The sequence below is a fragment of the Kitasatospora sp. NPDC056184 genome, assembly GCF_042268405.1.
In the GTDB taxonomy this organism is placed as follows: domain Bacteria; phylum Actinomycetota; class Actinomycetes; order Streptomycetales; family Streptomycetaceae; genus Kitasatospora.
Genome location: NZ_JBHJUI010000013.1, coordinates 10,726 through 31,385, shown reverse-complemented (window position 1 = coordinate 31,385; position 20,660 = coordinate 10,726). Strand labels below are relative to the sequence as shown.

Genomic DNA, 20,660 nt, shown 5'->3' with positions numbered 1-20,660 from the left:
GCCCGCTATAGGAACGCGATAGGGGCCGAGATGAGCCTCCCGCAGTGGACCCCGCCCGGTGGCGCGTGGTCCGAGCATCTGCCGTGTACGCAGGGGAACGGTGGCGCGCGACGGCGCCCCGCAGCCTGTACGCCGTTCTGGGAGCGTGAGTCGGTTGGCACAGTCCGAGGTTCGCAACGACGTCGGTGACGTCCGCATGCCGGTCACCGCCGCGCAGCAGGGCGTCTGGGTGGCGCAGCGCATGGAGCCCGAGAGCCCGCTCTACCAGTGCGGCGTCTACTTCGAGGCCGAGGGCCTCGACGCCGGGGTGCTGGGCCGGGCCGTGGCCGGGGCGGTGGCGGAGACCGAGGCGCTGCGGGCCGGGTTCGGGGACGACGGCGAGGTGTACCAGGTCGTCCGCGCGGAGCTGGACGCCGGGCTGACGGTGGTGGACCTGCGGGCCGAGGCGGAGCCGTCGGCGGCGGCCCGGGCCTGGATGGAGCGCGACCTCGCGACCCGTCCGGCGCTGGGATCCGCACCGGATCCGGCCGCGGGCCCGCTGTTCCGGCACGCCCTGCTTCTGCTGGAGGACGGCCGGCAGCTGTTCTGGTTCCGCTACCACCACATCCTGCTCGACGGCTTCGGTCAGACCCGCTACCTCGGCCGGCTGGCCGCCCTCTACTCCGCCCTCCAGGGTGCCCCCGACGGCGGCGGGGCGGCCGTCGTCGGCGCGCCGCGGCGCCGGCACGGCCTCGCCGACCTGCTGGCCGAGGAACGCGCCTACCGGGAGTCTCCGCGCCGGGAGAGCGACCGGCGCTTCCTGCTGGACCAGGTGGACGCGGCGGAGGAGCGCCGCTCGCTGGCCGACCGTTCGGCCGGCCCGGCCCCGCGCGCGCTGCGCCGGCAGGTGGAGCTGAGCCCCGAGCTGACCGCCGAGCTGACCGCCGTCGGGCACTGGCCCGCCGTGCTGACCGCCGCGACGGCGGTGTACCAGCACCGCCTGTTGTCGGTGTCGGAGGTGGTGCTCGGCGTGCCGGTGGCCTCCCGGCAGTCCCCGGCGGCGCTGGCCACCCCGGCGATGCTCGCGAACGACCTGCCGCTGCGGATCGCCGTCCACCCCGACGACTCCTTCGCGGACCTGGTCGGGCAGGCCCGGGCCCGGCTCGGCGAGGTGCTGCGGGTGCAGCGCTTCCGGCGCGAGGACCTGCACCGGGACCTCGACCTCACCGGTACCGGCGGGGTCCTCTTCGGGACCCTGGTCAACGCGATGTCCTTCGACCCGACGCTGCGGTTCGGCGAGGTGACGGCCACCGGTCACCAGCTCTCCAACGGCCCGGTCGCCGACTTCGCGCTCTCCTCCTACGGTGACCCGACGGTCAGCGGGACCGTCCGGCTGGAGTTCGCCGCGAACCCGGCGTTGTACTCGGAGGTCGAACTCGCCGACCACGAGCGGCACTTCCTCGCCCTGCTGGCCGACCTGGGCCGTTCCCCCGAAGCTCCGGTCGGCCGCGCCCGGCTGGTCGGCGAGGCGGTGCGCCGGCGCATGCTCGACCGCAACACCGGCCCCACCGCCTCCGAAGTTCCCTCCCTGGTCGCCGAGTTCGAGCGCCAGGCGGCCGCCACTCCGGAGGCCGTCGCGCTGCGCGCCGACGAGGTGCTGACCTTCGCCGAGCTGGACGCCCGCGCCAACCGCCTCGCCAGGCTGCTCGCCGCCCGCGGCATCGGCCCGGACCGGCTGGTCGCCGTCGCCCTGCCCCGCACCACCGAGCTGCTGGTCACCCTGCTCGCCGTGCTCAAGTCCGGCGGCGGCTACCTGCCGATCGACCCGGACCACCCGGCCGACCGGATCGCCACGGTGCTCGCCGAGGCCGGGCCCGACCTGCTGGTCACCACCACCGACGGTCCGACCTCCGAGGGAACGCCCCGGCTGGTGCCCGACCGCGCGGCGCTGACCACCGGTGACGCCCGACCGCTCGGCCGCACCGGGCTCCCCGGTTCGATCGCGTACGTCATCTACACCTCCGGTTCGACCGGCCGCCCCAAGGGCGTGGTGATCGAGCGCTCGGCGATGGACAACTTCCTCGACGCCATGCGCGCCGTCGTGCCGATGCGGCCCTCGGACACCATGCTCGCGGTGACCACGGTCAGCTTCGACATCGCCGTCCTGGAGCTCTTCCTCCCGCTGCTGTCCGGCGCCGCCGTCGTGCTGGCCGGCCGCGAGCAGGTGCTCGACCCGGACGGCCTGCGGGGCCTGGTGGACCGCGAGCGGGTCACCGTGATGCAGGCGACGCCGAGCCTGTGGCAGGCGCTGATGGAGTACCGGCCGCACGTCTTCGAGCGCGTCCGGGTCCTCACCGGCGGCGAGGCGCTGCCCGGCACGCTCGCCGACCTGCTGCTGGCCAACACCGCCTCGGTGACCAACGTCTACGGCCCGACCGAGACGACCGTCTGGTCGATGGCCGCCACGGTGGACGGCGGTCCGGTGATCCTCGGTGATCCGCTGCTCAACACCCAGGTGCACGTCCTCGATTCGGCCCTGCAGCCGGTCCCGGAGGGGGTCGGCGGCGAACTGTACATCGTCGGTTCGGGCGTCGCGCGCGGCTACCTGGGGAGCCCGGCGCTCACCTCCGAGCGCTTCGTCGCCAACCCCTACGGCCCCGGCCGGCTCTACCGGACCGGCGACCTGGTCCGGGTCGGCGCGGACGGCTCGCTGACCTACCTGTCCCGGGTGGACCACCAGGTGAAGATGCGCGGCTTCCGGATCGAACTCGGGGACATCGAGGCCGCGTTGCTCGCCCACCCGCCGGTCGAGCGGGCCGCCGTCCTGCTGCGCGAGGACCGCCCCGGAGACCGGCGGCTGGTGGCGTACGTGGTGTCCCCCGAGGGCGACTCGCCGCAGCTGCGCGATCACCTGGTGAGCCGGCTGCCCGAGTACATGGTGCCCGGCGCGATCGTCGTCCTGGACGCCATGCCGCTGACCGCGAACGGCAAGCTCGACCGGCGCGCCCTGCCCGAGCCGGTCAGCGTCGCCCTGATGGACGGCCGCGCGCCGCGCACCCCGGAGGAGGCCCGGCTCTGCGAGCTGTTCGCCGAGGCCACCGGCGTCACCGAGGTCACCATCGACGACGACTTCTTCGCCCTCGGCGGCAACTCGCTCTCCGCGACCCGGCTCGCCGCCCGCGCCGCCGAGGGCGGTCTGGCGGTGGCCGTCCGCGACCTCTTCCGGGCCCGGACGGTCGCCCGCCTCGCCCCGCTCTGCGGCGTCCGGCCGGCGGACGACACGACCGACCGGGCCGCCCCGCTCGCCGACCCGCTGCCGGCCGCCGAACTCTCCGCGCTGCTCGCCGAGCCGGACCTCGACCAGGTGCTGCCGCTCACCCCGTTGCAGGAAGGCCTGCTGGTGCACAGCGCCGTCGCCACCGGCGGCCGCGACGTCTACACCGTGCAGCTGCGCCTCGACCTGGCCGGCGAGCTGGACGCCGAGCGGCTGCGGGCCGCCCTGGCCGGTGTGCTCTCCCGCCACCCCGTGCTGCGCGCGGGCATCCGGCACGAGGGGCTGAGCCGGCCGGTCCTGGCCGTGCACCGGGCGCCCGAGGTGCCCTGGCGCGGGTACGACCTGCGCGGGCGCGCGGCCGAGGCCGAGGCCGAGCGGGTCTGCGCGACCGAGCGCGCGGAGCCGTTCGACCTGGCGGCCGCCCCGCTGCTGCGGGCCGCCCTGCTGCGCCTGGACGACGGCCACCGGCTGGTGCTGACCTGCCACCACGCGGTGCTGGACGGCTGGTCCGTGCCGGTCCTGGTGCGTGAGCTGCTCCAGGCGTACGGCGGCGCGGTCGACGCGCCCGAGCCCCGGCCGTACCGGGACTACCTCGGCTGGCTCGCCCGGCAGGACCGTTCGGCCGCCGCCGACGCCTGGTCGCGGGCCCTGGCCGGCGCCCGCCCCACCCTGGTCGCGGCGGACGCCGCCGAGCCCGTGGGCGGTGAGATCGTGGTCGGTGAGATCGTCCGCGAGCTGGACGAGGCCACCACCCGCCTGCTCGGCGCCTCCGCCCGGGACCTCGGCGTCACCGTCAACAGCCTGGTGCAGGCCGCCTGGTCGGTGGTGCTGCGCACCCTCTCCCGCCGCTCCGACGTGCTGTTCGGCATCACCGTCGCCGGGCGTCCCGCCGAGCTGGGCGGCGTCGAGGGGATGGCCGGACTGTTCATCAACACCGTCCCGCTCCGTGCCGACGTGGCGGCGGGCAGCACCCTGGCCGGGCTGGCCCGCGCCGTCCAGGACAGCCAGGGCGAGTTGCTCGGCCACCAGCACCTCGCGCTGGTCGACATCCAGCGGGCGGCCGGAGTGCCGAACCTCTTCGACACGCTGGTCGTCTTCGAGAGCTACCCGGTGGACCGGGACGCGATCGCCGCCGCGGCCGGCACCACCGGGCTCACCGTCACCGGCGCCGACCTCGTGGACGCGACGCACTACCCGCTGACCCTCGCGGTGCTGCCCGGCGACCGGCTCACCGCGCGGCTGGCCCACCGCGGCGAGCTGTTCGGCGTCGAGCGCCCCCAGGCCGCCGAGCGGCTGCTCGACCTGTTCACCGCGGTGCTGACCGCGGCCGCGACCGCCCCCGGAACCCTGGTCGGCGCGTTCCTCCCGGACGTCGGGGAGGCCGAGGCCGCCGAGGAGCCGGCCGGCCGGGTCGAGCTGCGCGGCTTCCGCTTCGACCTCGCCGAGGTGGAGGCCGCGCTGGCCGCCGCCCCCGGCGTGGTGCGGGCCGCGGCGGCCGTGCGCGAGGACGTCCAGGGCGACCGCCGGCTGGTCGGCTACGTGGTGGCCCGCCGGGACGTCGAGACGGCCGAACTGCGCGGTCTGCTGGCCCAGTCGCTGCCGGACTACATGGTCCCCGCCGTCGTGGTGCGGGTGGACACCCTGCCGATCGGTCGCACCGGCGAGGTGGACCGACGGGCGCTGCCGGTGCCGGTGATCGCGGGCGGCGGCGGCCGTGCCCCGCGCTCGGCGGCCGAGCGGCGGCTGGCCGAGGTCTTCGCCGAGGTGCTCGGGGTCGAGCGGGTCGGCGTGGACGACGACTTCTTCGCCCTCGGCGGCGACAGCGTGCTCGGCTTCCGGCTGCTCGGCCGGGCCCGGGCGGGCGGCCTGGACTTCACCCTCAAGGAGATCTTCGAACGGCGGACCGTCGCCGCGCTGGCCGAGGTCAGCACCGGGTACCGGCCGCGGCCGGCGGCCGAGGCCCTCCCGCTGCCGTCCACCGCCGCGACCGCCCGGCTGCTGGCCGAGCCCGGCATCACCGACGTCCTGCCGGTGTCGCCCACCCAGGACGGACTGCTGTTCCACCACGCCTTCGACGAGGCGGCACTCGACCCGTACACCATCCAGCTGGTGCTGGAGTTCGCCGGTCCGGTGGACGTCGCCCGGCTGCGAGCCGCGCTGGCCGTCGTACTGGCCCGGCACGAGGTGCTGCGGGCCGGCTTCCGCACCACCGAGGAACAGCGTTCCGTCCAGTGCGTGCACGAGGCCCCCGAGGTTCCGCTGACCGAGGCCGGGCTCGCCGGGGAGGCGGAGTTCACCGCCTTCCTGGAGCGGGACTGGGCGGCCGGCTTCGACCTGGCGGCGCCGCCGCTGCTGCGCGTGGCGGTGGTCCGCCGGGCGAACGGGGCCGACGCGCTGGTGCTGACCGTGCACCACATCGCGGTCGACGGCTGGTCGCTGCCGATCGTCCTGCGGGACCTCTTCGACGCCTACGCCGGGGCCGAGCCCGCGGCCGTGCCCCGACCGTACCGCGACTACTTGGGCTGGCTGGCCGGCACCGACCCGCAGGCCTCCCTGGCGGCCTGGCGGGCCGCGCTCGCCGAGGTCACCGAGCCGATGCTGGTGGCCGAGGGCCGCGGCGCCGAGGTGGCCGAGCCGGAGCGGCGGGAGTACCTGCTCGACGGGGCCGCGACGACGGCCCTCGCCGCCGCCGCCCGGGCCCGGGGCGTCACCGTCAACACGATGGTCCAGGTCGCCTGGGCGCTGGTGCTGCGCCGGCTGACCGGGCGCGACGACGTGCTGTTCGGGGTGACCGTGGCCGGTCGTCCGGCGGACCTCGACGGCTCGGCGGACATGGTGGGCCTGTTCATCAACACCGTGCCGCTCGCGGTGCGGCTGGACCCGCGGGAGTCGTCGGCCGACCTGGTCGCCCGGCTCGGGCGCGAGCAGTCCGCGCTGCTGGACCACCACCACCTCGCGCTGCGCGACATCCAACGCGAGGTCGGCCTCGGCGAGCTGTTCGACACCCTGCTCACCTTCGAGAACTACCCGCTGGACGAGGAGCACCTCGGCGCCGCGGCCCGCGCCGGAGGCCTCGACCTGGCCGCGGCGCGGGTGCGGGACGGCAGCCACTTCGCGATCAGCGTGGTCGCCGTGCCCGGCGAGGAGCTGACCCTGCGGGTGCGCCACCAGCCCGGACTGGTCTCCGAGGAGTCCGCCCGGCTGGCCGGCGAGCAACTGGTGGACGTGCTGCGGGCACTGGCCGCCGACTCCGCGCCGCCGGTCGGTGCCCTGGTCACCCCGGGCGACGAGGGGCTGCGGGACCGGCTGCTCGCCTGGAACCCCCCGCTCGACCACGCCGAGTCGGCCGCCTCGCTGCCCGAACTGTTCGCGGCCCAGGCCGCCCGCACGCCCGACGCCCCCGCGGTGACGGCCGACGGCCGGACGCTGACCTACCGGCAGCTGGAGCGGCGGGCCAATGCCTTCGCCCGTGAGCTGGCCGATCGCGGCGTCGTCCCCGGCAGCCTGGTCGCGGTGCTGCTGCCGCGCTCGGTGGAGCTGACGGTCGCCCTGCTCGGTGTGCACAAGGCCGGCGGCGCCTACGTACCGGTGGACCCGGCCTACCCGGTCGAGCGGATCGCCCTGATCGTCGGCGACGCCGCCCCGGTGCTGGCAGTGGTGGCCGAGGACGGGCTGGTCCCGGCCGCTCTGCCCACCCTGCGGGTCACCGACGCCGAGGCGGAGCCGCTCGACCGCCGGCCCCGTCCGCAGGACCCGGCCTACGTGATCTTCACCTCGGGTTCGACCGGCCGTCCCAAGGGCGTGGTGGTCGAGCACCGGGCGCTCGGCGCCTACCTGCGCCGGGCCCGGGAGGCCTACCCCGAGGTGTCGGGCCTCGCCCTCGCGCACACCTCGGTCTCCTTCGACCTGACCGTCACCTGCCTGTGGTCCCCGCTGGTCGCGGGCGGCTGCGTGCACGTCGCCGAGCTGCCCGACGCGGTGGGCGGCCCCCGGCCGACCTTCCTCAAGGGCACGCCCAGCCACCTCGCACTGCTCGACACCCTGCCACCGGAGGTCTCGCCCTCGGCGGCCCTGGTGCTCGGTGGCGAGCCGCTGCGCGGCGAGGCCCTGCGTGCCTGGCGGGCCGGCAACCCGCAGGCGACCGTGATCAACGCCTACGGTCCCACCGAGGCGACCGTCAACTGCCTGGAGTTCCGGCTGCTCCCGGGGGAGGAGCTGCCCGACGGACCGGTGCCGATCGGCCGGCCCTTCGAGTACGCCCGCGCCTATGTGCTGGACAGCGGCCTGCGTCCGGTCGCCCCCGGGGCCCGCGGCGAGCTGTACATCGCCGGGGCCGGGCTGGCCCGCGGCTACCTCGGCCGTCCGGGGCTGAGCGCCGAGCGCTTCCTCGCCGACCCGTACGGCCCGGCCGGAACCCGGATGTACCGCACCGGCGACCTGGTCCGCTTCCGTGCCGACGGCGCCGTGGAGTACCTGGGCCGGGCCGACGAGCAGATCAAGATCCGCGGTTTCCGGGTGGAGCTCGGCGAGGTCGAGGCGGCGATCGAGGCCTTCGACGGCGTCGTCCGCGCGGTCGCGGCGGTCCGGGGGAGCGAGGCCGAACGGCGACTGGTCGGCTACCTGGTGGCCCGCACCGAGGTGGACACCGCCGCCGTCGAGCGGCACCTGCGCGCCGTCCTGCCCGAGTACATGGTCCCGGCGGCACTGGTGCCGCTCGACGGACTGCCGCTCACCCCGAACGGCAAGGTCGACCGGGCGGCGCTTCCCGACCCGGCCTTCGCCGCCACCGCGCCCGCCCGCGCCCCGCGCAGCCAGGCGGAGGAGCAGGTGCTGCAGCTGTTCCGCACCGTGCTCGGCCGCGAGGACGTCGGCGTGGACGACGACTTCTTCTCGCTGGGCGGCGACAGCATCATGTCGATCCAACTGGTCGGCCGGGCCCGGGTCGCGGGCCTGCGGCTGTCCGCCCGGCACGTCTTCGAGCACCGGACCGTCGCCCGGCTGGCCGCCGCCCTGGGCGAGACGGCCACCGCGCCCGCCGCGGCCCCGGCCCCGGTCGGCGAGGGCGCCGCGGTGCCGTACCTGCCGATCATGCGCCGGCTGGCGGACCGGGGTGGTCGCACCGAGCACTACCACCAGTCCGTCGTGCTGCGGACCCCGCCGCTCACCCCGGACGGGCTGACCGGCGCGCTGCAGGCCGTCCTGGACCGGCACGACCTGCTGCGGATGAGGATCACCGGCACCCACGAGCTGTCGACCGCCGACGCCGTGGCCGCCGCCGACTGCCTGCACCGGGTCGACGCCACCGGCCGCTCCGAGAGCGAACTCGCCGAACTGGTCGAGGAGTTCGGACCGGCCGCGCGGGACGCCCTGGACCCGGCCGCCGGGCGGGTGCTGCGCGCCGTCTGGTTCGACCGCGGCGCCGAGGGCGGCTGGCTGCTCCTGGTCGTCCACCACCTCGCCGTCGACGGCGTCTCCTGGCGGATCATCGTGCCCGACCTGATCCAGGCGCAGCAGCAGCTCGCCGCCGGGACGCCGGTCCAACTGCCGCCCGTCACCACCTCCTTCGCCCAGTGGGCCACCGAGCTCACCCGGCTGCCGGCGACCGACGCCGACTGGTGGCACGAGGTCCTGGCGCACAACGACCCGCCGCTCGCCTCCCGCCCGCTCGACCCCGAGCGGGACCTGCGCGGCGAGGCCGGACGGTTCACCCTGCGGCTGCCCGCCGAGGTGACCGGACCGCTGCTCACCGCCGTGCCGGCCGCCTTCCACGCCAACGTCGACGACGTCCTGCTCACCGGGCTCGCGGCCGCCGTCCCGCACTGGCGCGGGGACACCGAGGGCGTGCTGCTGGACGTCGAGGGGCACGGCCGCGCCGAGCACCTGGTGCCCGGCAGCGACCTGTCCCGTACCGTCGGCTGGTTCACCGCCGCCTACCCCGTGCACCTCGACGCCGGGCCGGTGGCCTGGGCGGAGCTCGCCGCCGGCGGAGAGGCGGCCGGGCGGGCCCTGCGCGCGGTCAAGGAGCGGCTGCGCGCCACCCCTGGCGAGGGCATCGGCTACGGCCTGGCCCGCTACGTCTCCCCGGAGACCGCGCCCGGCCTGGCCGCCGCGCCCGAGGCCCAGCTCGGCTACAACTACTTCGGACGGATCGACGCGGCCGGCCCGCTCGGCGAGGGCTGGGCGCTGGTGCCCGGCCTCGGCGCCGCGGACGCCCCGGAGGCGCCGCTCGCCCACCTCGTCGAGGTCAACGCGGCGACCCACCAGGGACCCGACGGCCCCGAGCTGGTCGCCACCTGGACCTGGGCCCGCGGCCTGGTCGACGACGACGAGGTGCGCCGCCTCGCCGCGCTCTGGTTCGAGGCGCTGCGCGGCATCGCGACCCGAGCCGCCCTCCCCGGCGCCGGCGGGCGCACCCCGTCCGACCTGATGATCGCCCTCAGCCAGGAGGAGATCCGGGAGCTGGAGGCGGCCGGCGACGTCGCCGAGCTGCTGCCGCTCGCCCCGCTGCAGGAGGGCCTGCTCTTCCACCACTCCTACCGCGACGAGCGCGGCGAGGACCACGACCCGTACGTCTCCCAGCTGCGGGTGGACCTCGGCGGCACGGTGGACCCGGCCCGGCTGCTGTCCGCGGCCACCGAGGTGCTGCGGCGCCACACCGCGCTGCGCTCCGCCTTCCGCCGCACCGGCGCGGGCACCGTCGTCCAGGTGGTCGCCGTCGACCCGGAGCTCGACTGGACCGAGGCCGACCTGCGCGGCGAGCCGGAGCGGCTGTCCGAGCTGCTCGACCGGGAACGGCGGCGGGGCTTCGACCTCGCCGCCCCGCCGCTGATCCGCTTCGCCCTGATCACCCGGGACGGCGGCACGACCCTCGCGATCACCGCGCACCACGCGATCCGCGACGGCTGGTCGGTGCCGGTCATCCTGCGCGAGCTGCTCGCCGGGTACGCCGGTGAGCAGCTGCCGCCGGCCCGGTCGTTCACCGAGTACCTGGCCTGGCTGGGCCGCCAGGACCGCACCGCCGCGGAGCAGGCGTGGCGCGACGCGCTGGCGGACCTCGACTCCGGCACCCTGGTCGGCTCCGGCCGCACGCCGGTGCACCAGGAGCCGGACGGGCTGGAGTTCCAGGTCGACGGCGTCGACCTGGAGGCCGCGGCGCGTGCTCTCGGGGTCACCGTCAACACCCTCGTCCAGGCGGCCTGGCTGCTGCTGCTCGCCCGCACCACCGGCCGTACGGACGTCGTCACCGGTGTCACGGTGAGCGGACGCCCGGCCGAACTCCCGGGCGTCGCCGACCTGGTGGGCCTGTTCATCAACACCGTTCCGCTGCGCCTGGCGCTGCGCGCCGACGAGACGGTCGCCGAGCTGGCGCACCGGCTGCAGGCGGAGCAGGCCGCGCTGGTCGAGTACCACCACCTCGGGCTGGTGGACATCCAGCGGGCCGCCGGGCACGGCGAACTGTTCGACACCTCGATGGTGTTCGAGAACTACCCGCTGGACCGGGCCGCGCTCGGCCGGACGGCTGCCGGGGCCGGGCTCGCGATCGACGGCGTGGACCACCACTCGGTGACCCACTACGCGCTCGCCCTGGAGGCCGCGCCGGCCCCGGGCGGCGCCCTGCACGCGCGGGTCCACTACCGGCCCGACGTGTTCGACGCCGCGCGGATCGGGCGGCTCGCCGAGGGGTTCGGGCGCCTGCTGCGGACCGTCGCCGGCGAGCCGCGGACCCTCGTCGGCCGGCTCGCCGCGGTCGGCGCCGAGGAGCGCGCCGCGCTGCTCGCGTTCGGCACCGGACCGCGGGCCGAGGGCGCCGGCGAGGTCTGGCCGGAGCTGTTCACGGCCCAGGTCGAGCGCACGCCGCACGCTCCGGCGCTTGCCGCCGAGGGTGTCGAGCTGGACTTCCGGGAGCTGTACCGCCGTTCGGCCGCGCTGGCCCGGATCCTCGCCGAGGCGGGCGTCGGCCGGGAGCGGCGGGTCGCCGTCCTGCTGCCGCGTTCGGTGGAGCTGGTGGTCGCCCTGCACGCCGTCGCCCTGGCCGGCGGCGCGTTCGTCCCGGTCGACCCGGACTACCCGGCCGAGCGGATCGCCTTCGTGCTCGCCGACGCGGCGCCGGACGTGGTGCTCACCCTGGCCGGCACCGAGGTGCCGTCGAGCGCCGCCGTGCGCCTGGACCTCGACCGGCTCGACCTGGACGGGGACGGGCCCGCCCCGGCCCGTACCGTCCGGCCGGACCAGGCGGCGTACGTGATCTACACCTCGGGTTCGACCGGCCGGCCCAAGGGCGTCGTGGTCACCCACGCCGGCCTCGGCACCCTCGCCCGGGCGCAGCGCGCGGGCTTCGCGGTGGACGCGGACAGCAGGGTGCTGCAGTTCGCCTCGCCGAGCTTCGACGCGGCGGTCTCCGAGATCGTGGTGACGCTGCTGGCCGGCGCCTGCCTGGTGGTGGTGCCGCGCGAGCGGCTGCTGCCGGGCGAGCCGCTGGTGCGGACCGTCGCCGAGTTCGGCGTCACCCACGCCACCCTGTCGCCGAGCGTCCTCGCCGAGCTCGCGCCGGAGCGTCTGGCCGGCCTGCGCAGCCTCGCGGTGGCCGGTGAGCAGTGCCCGCCGCGGATCGCCGAGACCTGGTCGGAGGGGCGGCACCTGGTGAACGCGTACGGGCCGACCGAGACGACGGTCTGCGCGACCATGAGCGGTCCGCTCGCCGGACCGGGGGTGCCGCCGATCGGCACGCCGCTGCCGGGCACCCGGGTCCACGTCCTGGACGGGCATTTGCAGCCGGTTCCGGTGGGTGTGGTGGGTGAGTTGTATGTGTCGGGTGGTGGTGTGGCGCGTGGGTATGTGGGTCGGTCGGGTTTGACGGCGGGTCGGTTCGTGGCGGATCCGTTCGGGTCGGCGGGGTCGCGGATGTATCGGACGGGTGATCTGGCGCGTTGGGGTGCGGGTGGTGCGCTGGAGTATGTGGGGCGTGCTGATGAGCAGGTGAAGTTGCGTGGTTTCCGGATTGAGTTGGGGGAGGTGGAGGCCGCTGTGGGGGCGGTGTCGGGTGTGGTGGGTTGTGCGGTGGTGGTGCGTGAGGACCGTCCGGGGGATCGGCGGTTGGTGGCGTATGTGGTGGGTGCGGGTCTGGTGCCGGGTGAGGTGCGGGCCCGGGTGGGTGAGGTGGTGCCGGATTACATGGTGCCGTCGGTGGTGGTGGTGCTGGACCGGTTGCCGGTGACGGTGAACGGGAAGCTGGACCGGGCGGCGTTGCCGGTGCCGGGGGTGTCGGCGGGTGGTGGTCGTGGTCCGTCGTCGCCGGTGGAGGAGTTGTTGGCGGGGGTGTTCGCCGAGGTGCTGGGTGTGGTGTCGGTGGGGGTGGAGGATTCGTTCTTCGATCTGGGTGGTCATTCGCTGTTGGCGATGCGGTTGGTGTCGCGGGTGCGGGTGGTGCTGGGTGTCGAGGTCGGGGTGCGGGAGTTGTTCGAGCATCCGTCGGTGGCGGAGCTGGCGCGGGTGGTCGTGGGTGGTGCCGGTGGGGTGCGGGCGGCGGTGGTGGCGCGGCCGCGGGCCGAGCGGGTCCCGCTCTCCCCCGCCCAGCAGCGCCTGTGGTTCCTGTACCGCTTCGACGGCCCGAACGCGACCTACAACATCCCGATGGCGCTGCGGCTGACCGGCGCGCTGGACCGCGACGCCCTGGCCGCCGCCCTCGCGGACGTGGTGGGCCGGCACGAGAGCCTGCACACCGTGGTGGCCGAGGACGAGGAGGGCGCCCACCAGGTGACGGTCGACCGGGTGGTCCCGTTCGAGATCGTCGAGGTCACCGAGGACTCCCTGCCCGGCGCGCTGCACGGGGCGGCCGGCCGGCCCTTCGATCTCACGGCGGAGCTGCCGGTTCGGGCGTGGTTGTTCGAGGTGGGTGCGCGGGAGCGGGTGTTGTTGGTGGTGGTGCACCACATCGCGGGTGACGGTGCGTCGATGCCGGTGCTGGCCCGTGATCTGGTGACGGCCTACGGTGCCCGGGCGGGTGATGTGGAGCCGCGGTGGCCGGTGTTGCCGGTCGGGTACGCGGACTTCGTGGCCTGGCAGCGCGAGGTGCTGGGGGAGGAGGACGATCGGGATTCCGTTCTGGGTGGCCAACTGGAGTTCTGGCGGGGCGCGTTGGCGGGTCTGCCGGAGGAGTTGGTGCTGCCGGCGGACCGTGCGCGTCCGGCGGTGGGTCCGCACCGGGCGGGTCGGGTGGCCTTCGAGGTGCCGGCGGAGGTCCACGAGCGGGTGGTGCGGGTGGCCCGGGAGTTGCGGGCCACGCCGTTCATGGTGGTCCAGGCGGCGCTGGCCGCGCTGCTGTGCCGGCTCGGGGCGGGTACGGACGTGCCGATCGGTTCACCGATCGCGGGGCGTACGGACGAGGCGTTGGCGGAGGTGGTGGGTTTCTTCGTCAACACGCTCGTCCTGCGGACCGACCTGTCCGGTGACCCGTCGTTCGCCGAGCTGGTCGGGCGGGTGCGGGAGGCGGACCTGGCGGCCTTCGCGCACCAGGACGTCCCGTTCGAGCGGCTGGTCGAGGCACTGCGCCCGCAGCGCTCCGCCGCCCGCCACCCGCTCTTCCAGGTGGTGATGGAGTGGGGCGACGACCAGTCGCAGGCGCTCTCGTCCTTCCACGGGATCCCCGGCCTGGCCGTCGACCCGGTGCCGGTCACCACCGACGCGGCCAAGTTCGACCTGGTCTTCCACCTGCGGCCGCGCGCGGTCGGCGAGAGCGCCGACCCGGCGGGCATCGCGGTGGACCTGGAGTACAGCGCCGACATGTTCGACGAGGCCACCGTCCGGACCGTGGGCGAGCGGCTGGTGCGGCTGCTGGCCTCCGCCGTCGCCGACCCGGCGCGGACGGTCGCCCGGCTGGAGGTGCTGAGCGCCGAGGAGCGGCGGCGGATCCTCTCGGACTGGGCGCACACCCCGGCCGACCCGGTCGCCCCGGTGGCGGCCGAGGACTCGATCGTCCGGCGCTTCGAGGCGGTGGCCGCCGCGACCCCGGAGGCCGTCGCGGTCACCGCCGAGGACGCCGTCCTGACCTACGCGGAGCTCAACGCCCGCGCCGACCGGCTGGCCGGCCTGCTGCGCGAGCACGGCGCGGCCCCCGAGCGGCTGGTAGGGCTGTCGCTGTCGCGCGGCGCCGAACTCGTGGTGGCGGTGCTCGCGGTGCTCAAGTCCGGGGCCGCGTACGTGCCGCTGGACCCGGAGTACCCGGCGGACCGGGTCGAGTTCATCCTCTCCGACGCCCGTCCGGCCCTGGTCGTCGGCACCCGCGCCACGCTGGCCGCCTTCCCGGCGGACGGCGTGCGGATCGCCCTCGACGACCCGGCCACCGCGGCCGCGCTGGAGCAGCGGCCCGCCGCCGCCCGGCAGGCCCCCCGCGCCGACCACGCCGCGTACGTGATCTACACCTCCGGCTCGACCGGCCGGCCCAAGGGCGTGGCGGTCACCCACCGCAACGTGCTGCGGCTGTTCGACCGCACGGCGCACTGGTTCGGCTTCGACGGCACGGACGTCTGGACCCTCTTCCACTCCTACGCCTTCGACTTCTCCGTCTGGGAGCTGTGGGGGCCGCTGCTGCACGGCGGCCGTCTGGTGGTCGTCCCGCAGGCCGTCAGCCGCGAGCCCGCCGGCTTCCTGCGGCTGCTCGCCCGCGAGCGGGTCACCGTGCTGAATCAGACCCCGTCCGCCTTCTACGAACTCAGCCGGGCCGACGAGGAGGCCGGCGGCGCCGACCTCGCGCTGCGCTACGTGGTCTTCGGCGGCGAGGCGCTCGACCCGGGCCGACTGCGGTCCTGGTACGAGCGGCACGCCGACGACGAGCCGACGCTCGTCAACATGTACGGCATCACCGAGACCACCGTGCACGTCACCTACCGCCCGCTGACCGCGGCGATGGCGGCCGCCGGCGCCGCCAGTGCGATCGGCGTCGGCATCCCCGACCTGGGCGTGCACCTGCTGGACGGGCATTTGCAGCCGGTTCCGGTGGGTGTGGTGGGTGAGTTGTATGTGTCGGGTGGTGGTGTGGCGCGTGGGTATGTGGGTCGGTCGGGTTTGACGGCGGGTCGGTTCGTGGCGGATCCGTTCGGGTCGGCGGGGTCGCGGATGTACCGGACGGGTGATCTGGCGCGTTGGGGTGCGGGTGGTGCGCTGGAGTATGTGGGGCGTGCTGATGAGCAGGTGAAGTTGCGTGGTTTCCGGATCGAGTTGGGGGAGGTGGAGGCCGCTGTGGGGGCGGTGTCGGGTGTGGTGGGTTGTGCGGTGGTGGTGCGTGAGGACCGTCCGGGGGATCGGCGGTTGGTGGCGTATGTGGTGGGTGCGGGTCTGGTGCCGGGTGAGGTGCGGGCCCGGGTGGGTGAGGTGGTGCCGGATTACATGGTGCCGTCGGTGGTGGTGGTGCTGGACCGGTTGCCGGTGACGGTGAACGGGAAGTTGGACCGGGCGGCGTTGCCGGTGCCGGGGGTGTCGGCGGGTGGTGGTCGTGGTCCGTCGTCGCCGGTGGAGGAGTTGTTGGCGGGGGTGTTCGCCGAGGTGCTGGGTGTGGTGTCGGTGGGGGTGGAGGATTCGTTCTTCGATCTGGGTGGTCATTCGCTGTTGGCGATGCGGTTGGTGTCGCGGGTGCGGGTGGTGCTGGGTGTCGAGGTCGGGGTGCGGGAGTTGTTCGAGCATCCGTCGGTGGCGGAGCTGGCGCGGGTGGTCGTGGGTGGTGCCGGTGGGGTGCGGGCGGCGGTGGTGGCGCGGCCGCGGGCCGAGCGGGTCCCGCTCTCCCCCGCCCAGCAGCGCCTGTGGGTGATGCACCAGCTGACCGGCGCGGACGCGACCTACAACATCCCGGTCGTGCTCCGCCTCGACGGAGACCTCGACGCCGGCCGGCTGCGCGCCGCCTTCGAGGACGTCGTCCTGCGGCACGAGAGCCTGCACACCGTGATCGAGCCCGACGGTGACGGCGGCCCGGCCGCACTGCGGCTGCGCCCGGACGCCCCGGTCGACTTCCGCACGGTGCGGACCGCGGCCGAGGATCTCGACCGGAGCCTCGACGACGCGGCCCGCGAGGGCTTCGATCTCACGGCGGAGCTGCCGGTTCGGGCGTGGTTGTTCGAGGTGGGTGCGCGGGAGCGGGTGTTGTTGGTGGTGGTGCACCACATCGCGGGTGACGGTGCGTCGATGCCGGTGCTGGCCCGTGATCTGGTGACGGCCTACGGTGCCCGGGCGGGTGGGGTGGAGCCGCGGTGGCCGGTGCTGCCGGTCGGATATGCGGACTTCGTGGCCTGGCAGCGCGAGGTGCTGGGGGAGGAGGACGATCGGGATTCCGTTCTGGGTGGCCAACTGGAGTTCTGGCGGGGCGCGTTGGCGGGTCTGCCGGAGGAGTTGGTGCTGCCGGCGGACCGTGCGCGTCCGGCGGTGGGTCCGCACCGGGCGGGTCGGGTGGCCTTCGAGGTGCCGGCGGAGGTCCACGAGCGGGTGGTGCGGGTGGCCCGGGAGTTGCGGGCCACGCCGTTCATGGTGGTCCAGGCGGCGCTGGCCGCGCTGCTGTGCCGGCTCGGGGCGGGTACGGACGTGCCGATCGGCTCGCCGATCGCGGGGCGTACGGACGAGGCGTTGGCGGAGGTGGTGGGTTTCTTCGTCAACACGCTCGTCCTGCGGACCGACCTGTCCGGTGACCCGTCGTTCGCCGAGCTGGTCGGGCGGGTGCGGGAGGCGGACCTGGCGGCCTTCGCGCACCAGGACGTCCCGTTCGAGCGGCTGGTCGAGGCACTGCGCCCGCAGCGCTCCGCCGCCCGCCACCCGCTCTTCCAGGTGGCGCTGAGCATCGACAGCGCCGGGGGCGAGGCACTGGCCGCCGTCGCCGACCTGCTCGACCTCACGGTGACGCCCGGCCGGATCGATCCGCAGTTCGCCAAGTTCGACCTCACCTTCGCGCTCACCGAGCGCACCGGCGCCGAGGGCGCCGGCTGGAGCGGGGCGATCGAGTACAGCGCCGACCGCTTCGAGCGGGCGACCGCCGACCTGCTCGCCCGCCGCCTGGTCACCCTGCTCGGTGCGGCCACCACCGACCCCGGGCAGACCGTCTCCGCCCTGGAGCTGCTGGTCGACGACGAGCGCGAGCGCGTGCTGGAGCGCTGGAACGACACCGCCCGTCCGGTGGCCGTCGACTCCCTGCCGGCGCTGTTCGCCCGGCAGGTCGTCGAGCGGCCGGACGCGCCCGCGATCAGCTTCCGCGGTGCGACGCTCTCCTACGCCCGACTGGACGCCCTGGCCAACCGCCTCGCCCACGACCTGCTGCGGCGCGGTGTCACCCCGGAGTCGCGGATCGGCGTGCTCATGGAGCGGTCCGAGACCCTGGCCGTCACCCTGCTCGGCATCGTCAAGGCCGGCGCGGTCTACGTCCCGCTGAGCCCCACCGCCCCGGACGGCCGGCTGGAGTGGATGCTCGACCAGGCCGGGGTCGCGTACCTGCTGGCCGACCGGTCCCTGCGGGCCCGCGCGGACGGCCTGGACACCCGGGCCGCGGTGCTCGACGCCGAGGACGTCGGCCGCGACGAGGGGCTGCCGGACACCGCTCCGGCCGTCCGGGTCGACCCGCAGCAGCTGGGCTACCTCATGTTCACCTCCGGCTCCAGCGGGCAGCCCAAGGGCGTCGCGATCAGCCAGGGCGACATCGCGGTGCTCGCCGCCGACCGGCACTGGGACGGTGTCACCGACCGGGTGCCGCTGCACTCCCCGCACGCGTGGGACGCCTCCGTGCTGGAGTTCTGGATCCCGCTGCTGCGCGGCGGCTGCGTGGTCGTCGCTCCGCCCGGCGACCTCGACGTCGAGGGTCTGCGCACGCTGATCGAGGACAACGGGGTGACCTCGCTGTTCCTGACGGCCGGCCTGTTCCGGGTGATGGCCCAGGAACTGCCGCAGTGCTTCGCCTCCGTGCGGCAGATCTCCACCGGTGGCGACGTGGTCTCCGCCGCGGCGGTGAGCCGGATCCTGGAGCACGCCCCGCGGACCCGGATCGTCAACGCGTACGGCCCGACGGAGGCGACCGTGGTCGCCCTGGCCCACCGGGTGGACCCGGAGCGTCCCGAGCAGTGGGCGGCCGGTGTCCCGATCGGCCGTTCCACCGACAACGGGCGTCACTACGTGCTGGACGACGGACTGCGCCCGGTGCCGCCGGGCATCGTCGGCGAGCTGTACGTGGCCGGCCGGGGCCTGGCCCGCGGCTACTGGGACCGGCCCGGTCTCACCGCCGAGCGGTTCACCGCCGACCCGTACGGCGCCCCGGGCGGCCGGATGTACCGCACCGGCGACCTCGCCCGCTGGCGCGCGGACGGCCAGGTCGAGTTCGTCGGCCGCGCCGACGAGCAGGTCAAGCTGCGCGGATTCCGCATCGAGACGGGCGAGATCGAGGCCGCGATCGGCTCGGCCTCGGGCGTCGCGGGTTGCGCCGTGGTGCTGCGCGAGGACCGGCCGGGGGAGAAGCGGCTGGTCGGCTACACCGTCCCGGGCGCGGGCTACGACCACGCCGGGTTGCGCACCCACCTGGGCCGGGTCCTGCCGGACTACATGGTGCCGGCCGCGATCGTCGAGCTCACCGTGCTGCCGCTGACCGCGACCGGCAAGCTGGACCGGGCCGCGCTGCCCGCCCCCGAGTTCGGGGCCGCCGGCGGCCGGGAGGCACGCACCGACACCGAGCGGACACTGGCGCGACTGGTCGCCGGGGTGGTCGGCCTGCCGGCCGAGGAGGTCGGCACCGACAGCTCCTTCTTCGACCTCGGCGGCGACAGCATCATGGCGATCCAGCTGGTCAGCGCGGCCCGCCGGGCCGATCTGATGATCACCGCCACCGACGTCTTCACCCACCGCACCGTCGCCGAACTGGCCCGGGTCGCCGACGCCGCCCAGGACGCGGCGGCCGAGGAGCCGGGCGAGGCGCTCGGCGAGGTGGCCGTGCCGCCGATGATGCACTGGCTCGCGGAACGGCGGGTCCCGGTGGACCGGTTCAACCAGACCACGGTCCTGTGGGCGCCCGCGGCGCTGGACCTGCCGAAGCTGCACGCCGTGGTCGGGGCACTGCTGGAACGGCACGAGAGCCTGCGGCTGCGGGTCGTCGTGGCCGACCCGGGTGACGCCGGCACCTGGAGCGCCGAGGTCCCGGAGCCGGGCGCCGTTCGGCCCGAGGACGTCGTCCGGCGGGTGGACGCCCGCAGCGCGGGCGACTCGCTCGCCGAGCTGGTCCGCCGGCACGGCGAGGAGGCCGTCGCCGCGCTGGCCCCCGGCGCGGGCCGGATGATCCGCGTCGTCTGGTTCGACCGGGGCGAACTTCCCGGTCCGCTGCTGGTCGCGGTCAACCACCTGGCGGTCGACGGAGTCTCCTGGCGGGTGCTCCTGCCCGACCTGTACCGGGCCTGGGAGGCCGTCCGGGCCGGCGAGCGGCCCGGCCTCGGCCGTGGCGGCACGTCGCTGCGCCGCTGGTCGCACCGGGCGGTCGAGCGGGCCCACACCACCGGTGCCCGCGCCGAACTGGCGCACTGGACGGCCGTGCTGCGCGACGGGCAGGGCCTGATCGGCAGCCGCCCGCTGGACCCGGCGACCGACCTGCTGGCCTCGGCCGGCCGGCTGACCCGGGAGCTTCCGGCGGAGACCACCCGCCACCTGCTCACCACCGCACCCGCGGTGGTCGGCTCCGGCGTGGACGACGTGCTGCTCACCGGCCTGGCGCTGGCCGCCGCCCGGTGGTCGGCCGGGGCACGCCGGAGGCTGCTGGTCGACGTGGAGAGCCACGGCCGCGACGAGGCCGACGCGACCGTCGACCTGTCCCGCACCACCGGCTGGTTCACCGCGCTCTACCCGGTGCTCCTGGACACCGAGGGCATCGACGTCGAGGACGCGCTCGCCGCCGGTGAGGCGGCCGGATCCGCGCTCAAGCGGATCAAGGAACAGCTGCGGTCCGTCCCCGGCAACGGTCTCGGCTACGGCCGGCTGCGCTACCTGCGGCCGGACACCGCCGCCGAGTTCGCCGGACTCGGCCACGCCGGGATCGGCTTCAACTACCTGGGCCGGTTCGTCCAGAACGACACCGGGGACTGGTCGGTGGCGGCCGAGCTGCCCCGCCCGGCGGGGGAGGACCCGGCCACCCCGCTCGCCCACCCGGTGGAGATCAACGCCCATGTGACCGAGACCGCGGACGGACCCGCGCTCGGCGCGACCTGGACCTGGGCTGCCGGCGTGCTCGGCGAGGCCGAGGTGGCCGCGCTCGCGGACGGCTGGTTCGCCGCCCTCACCGCGCTCGCCGGATACGCGCAGCGGCCCGACGCCGGCGGGCTCACCCCGCACGACGTGGCCCTCACCGGCATTTCACAGACCGAGATCGAAGAGCTCGAGAACGAGCTGGCACTGGACTGGGAGAACTGAC

1 protein-coding gene is annotated in these 20,660 nt (G+C 75.4%); it reads left to right on the top strand.

Annotated elements, in window-relative coordinates; all coding sequences use genetic code 11:
• Nucleotides 1-154: 154 nt before the first annotated feature.
• Nucleotides 155-20,659: a non-ribosomal peptide synthase/polyketide synthase gene (locus ACFC0B_RS24865; protein ID WP_376089751.1), complete on the top strand. Its 20,505-nt coding sequence runs from the start codon at nucleotides 155-157 to the stop codon at nucleotides 20,657-20,659.
• Nucleotide 20,660: the final 1 nt, after the last annotated feature.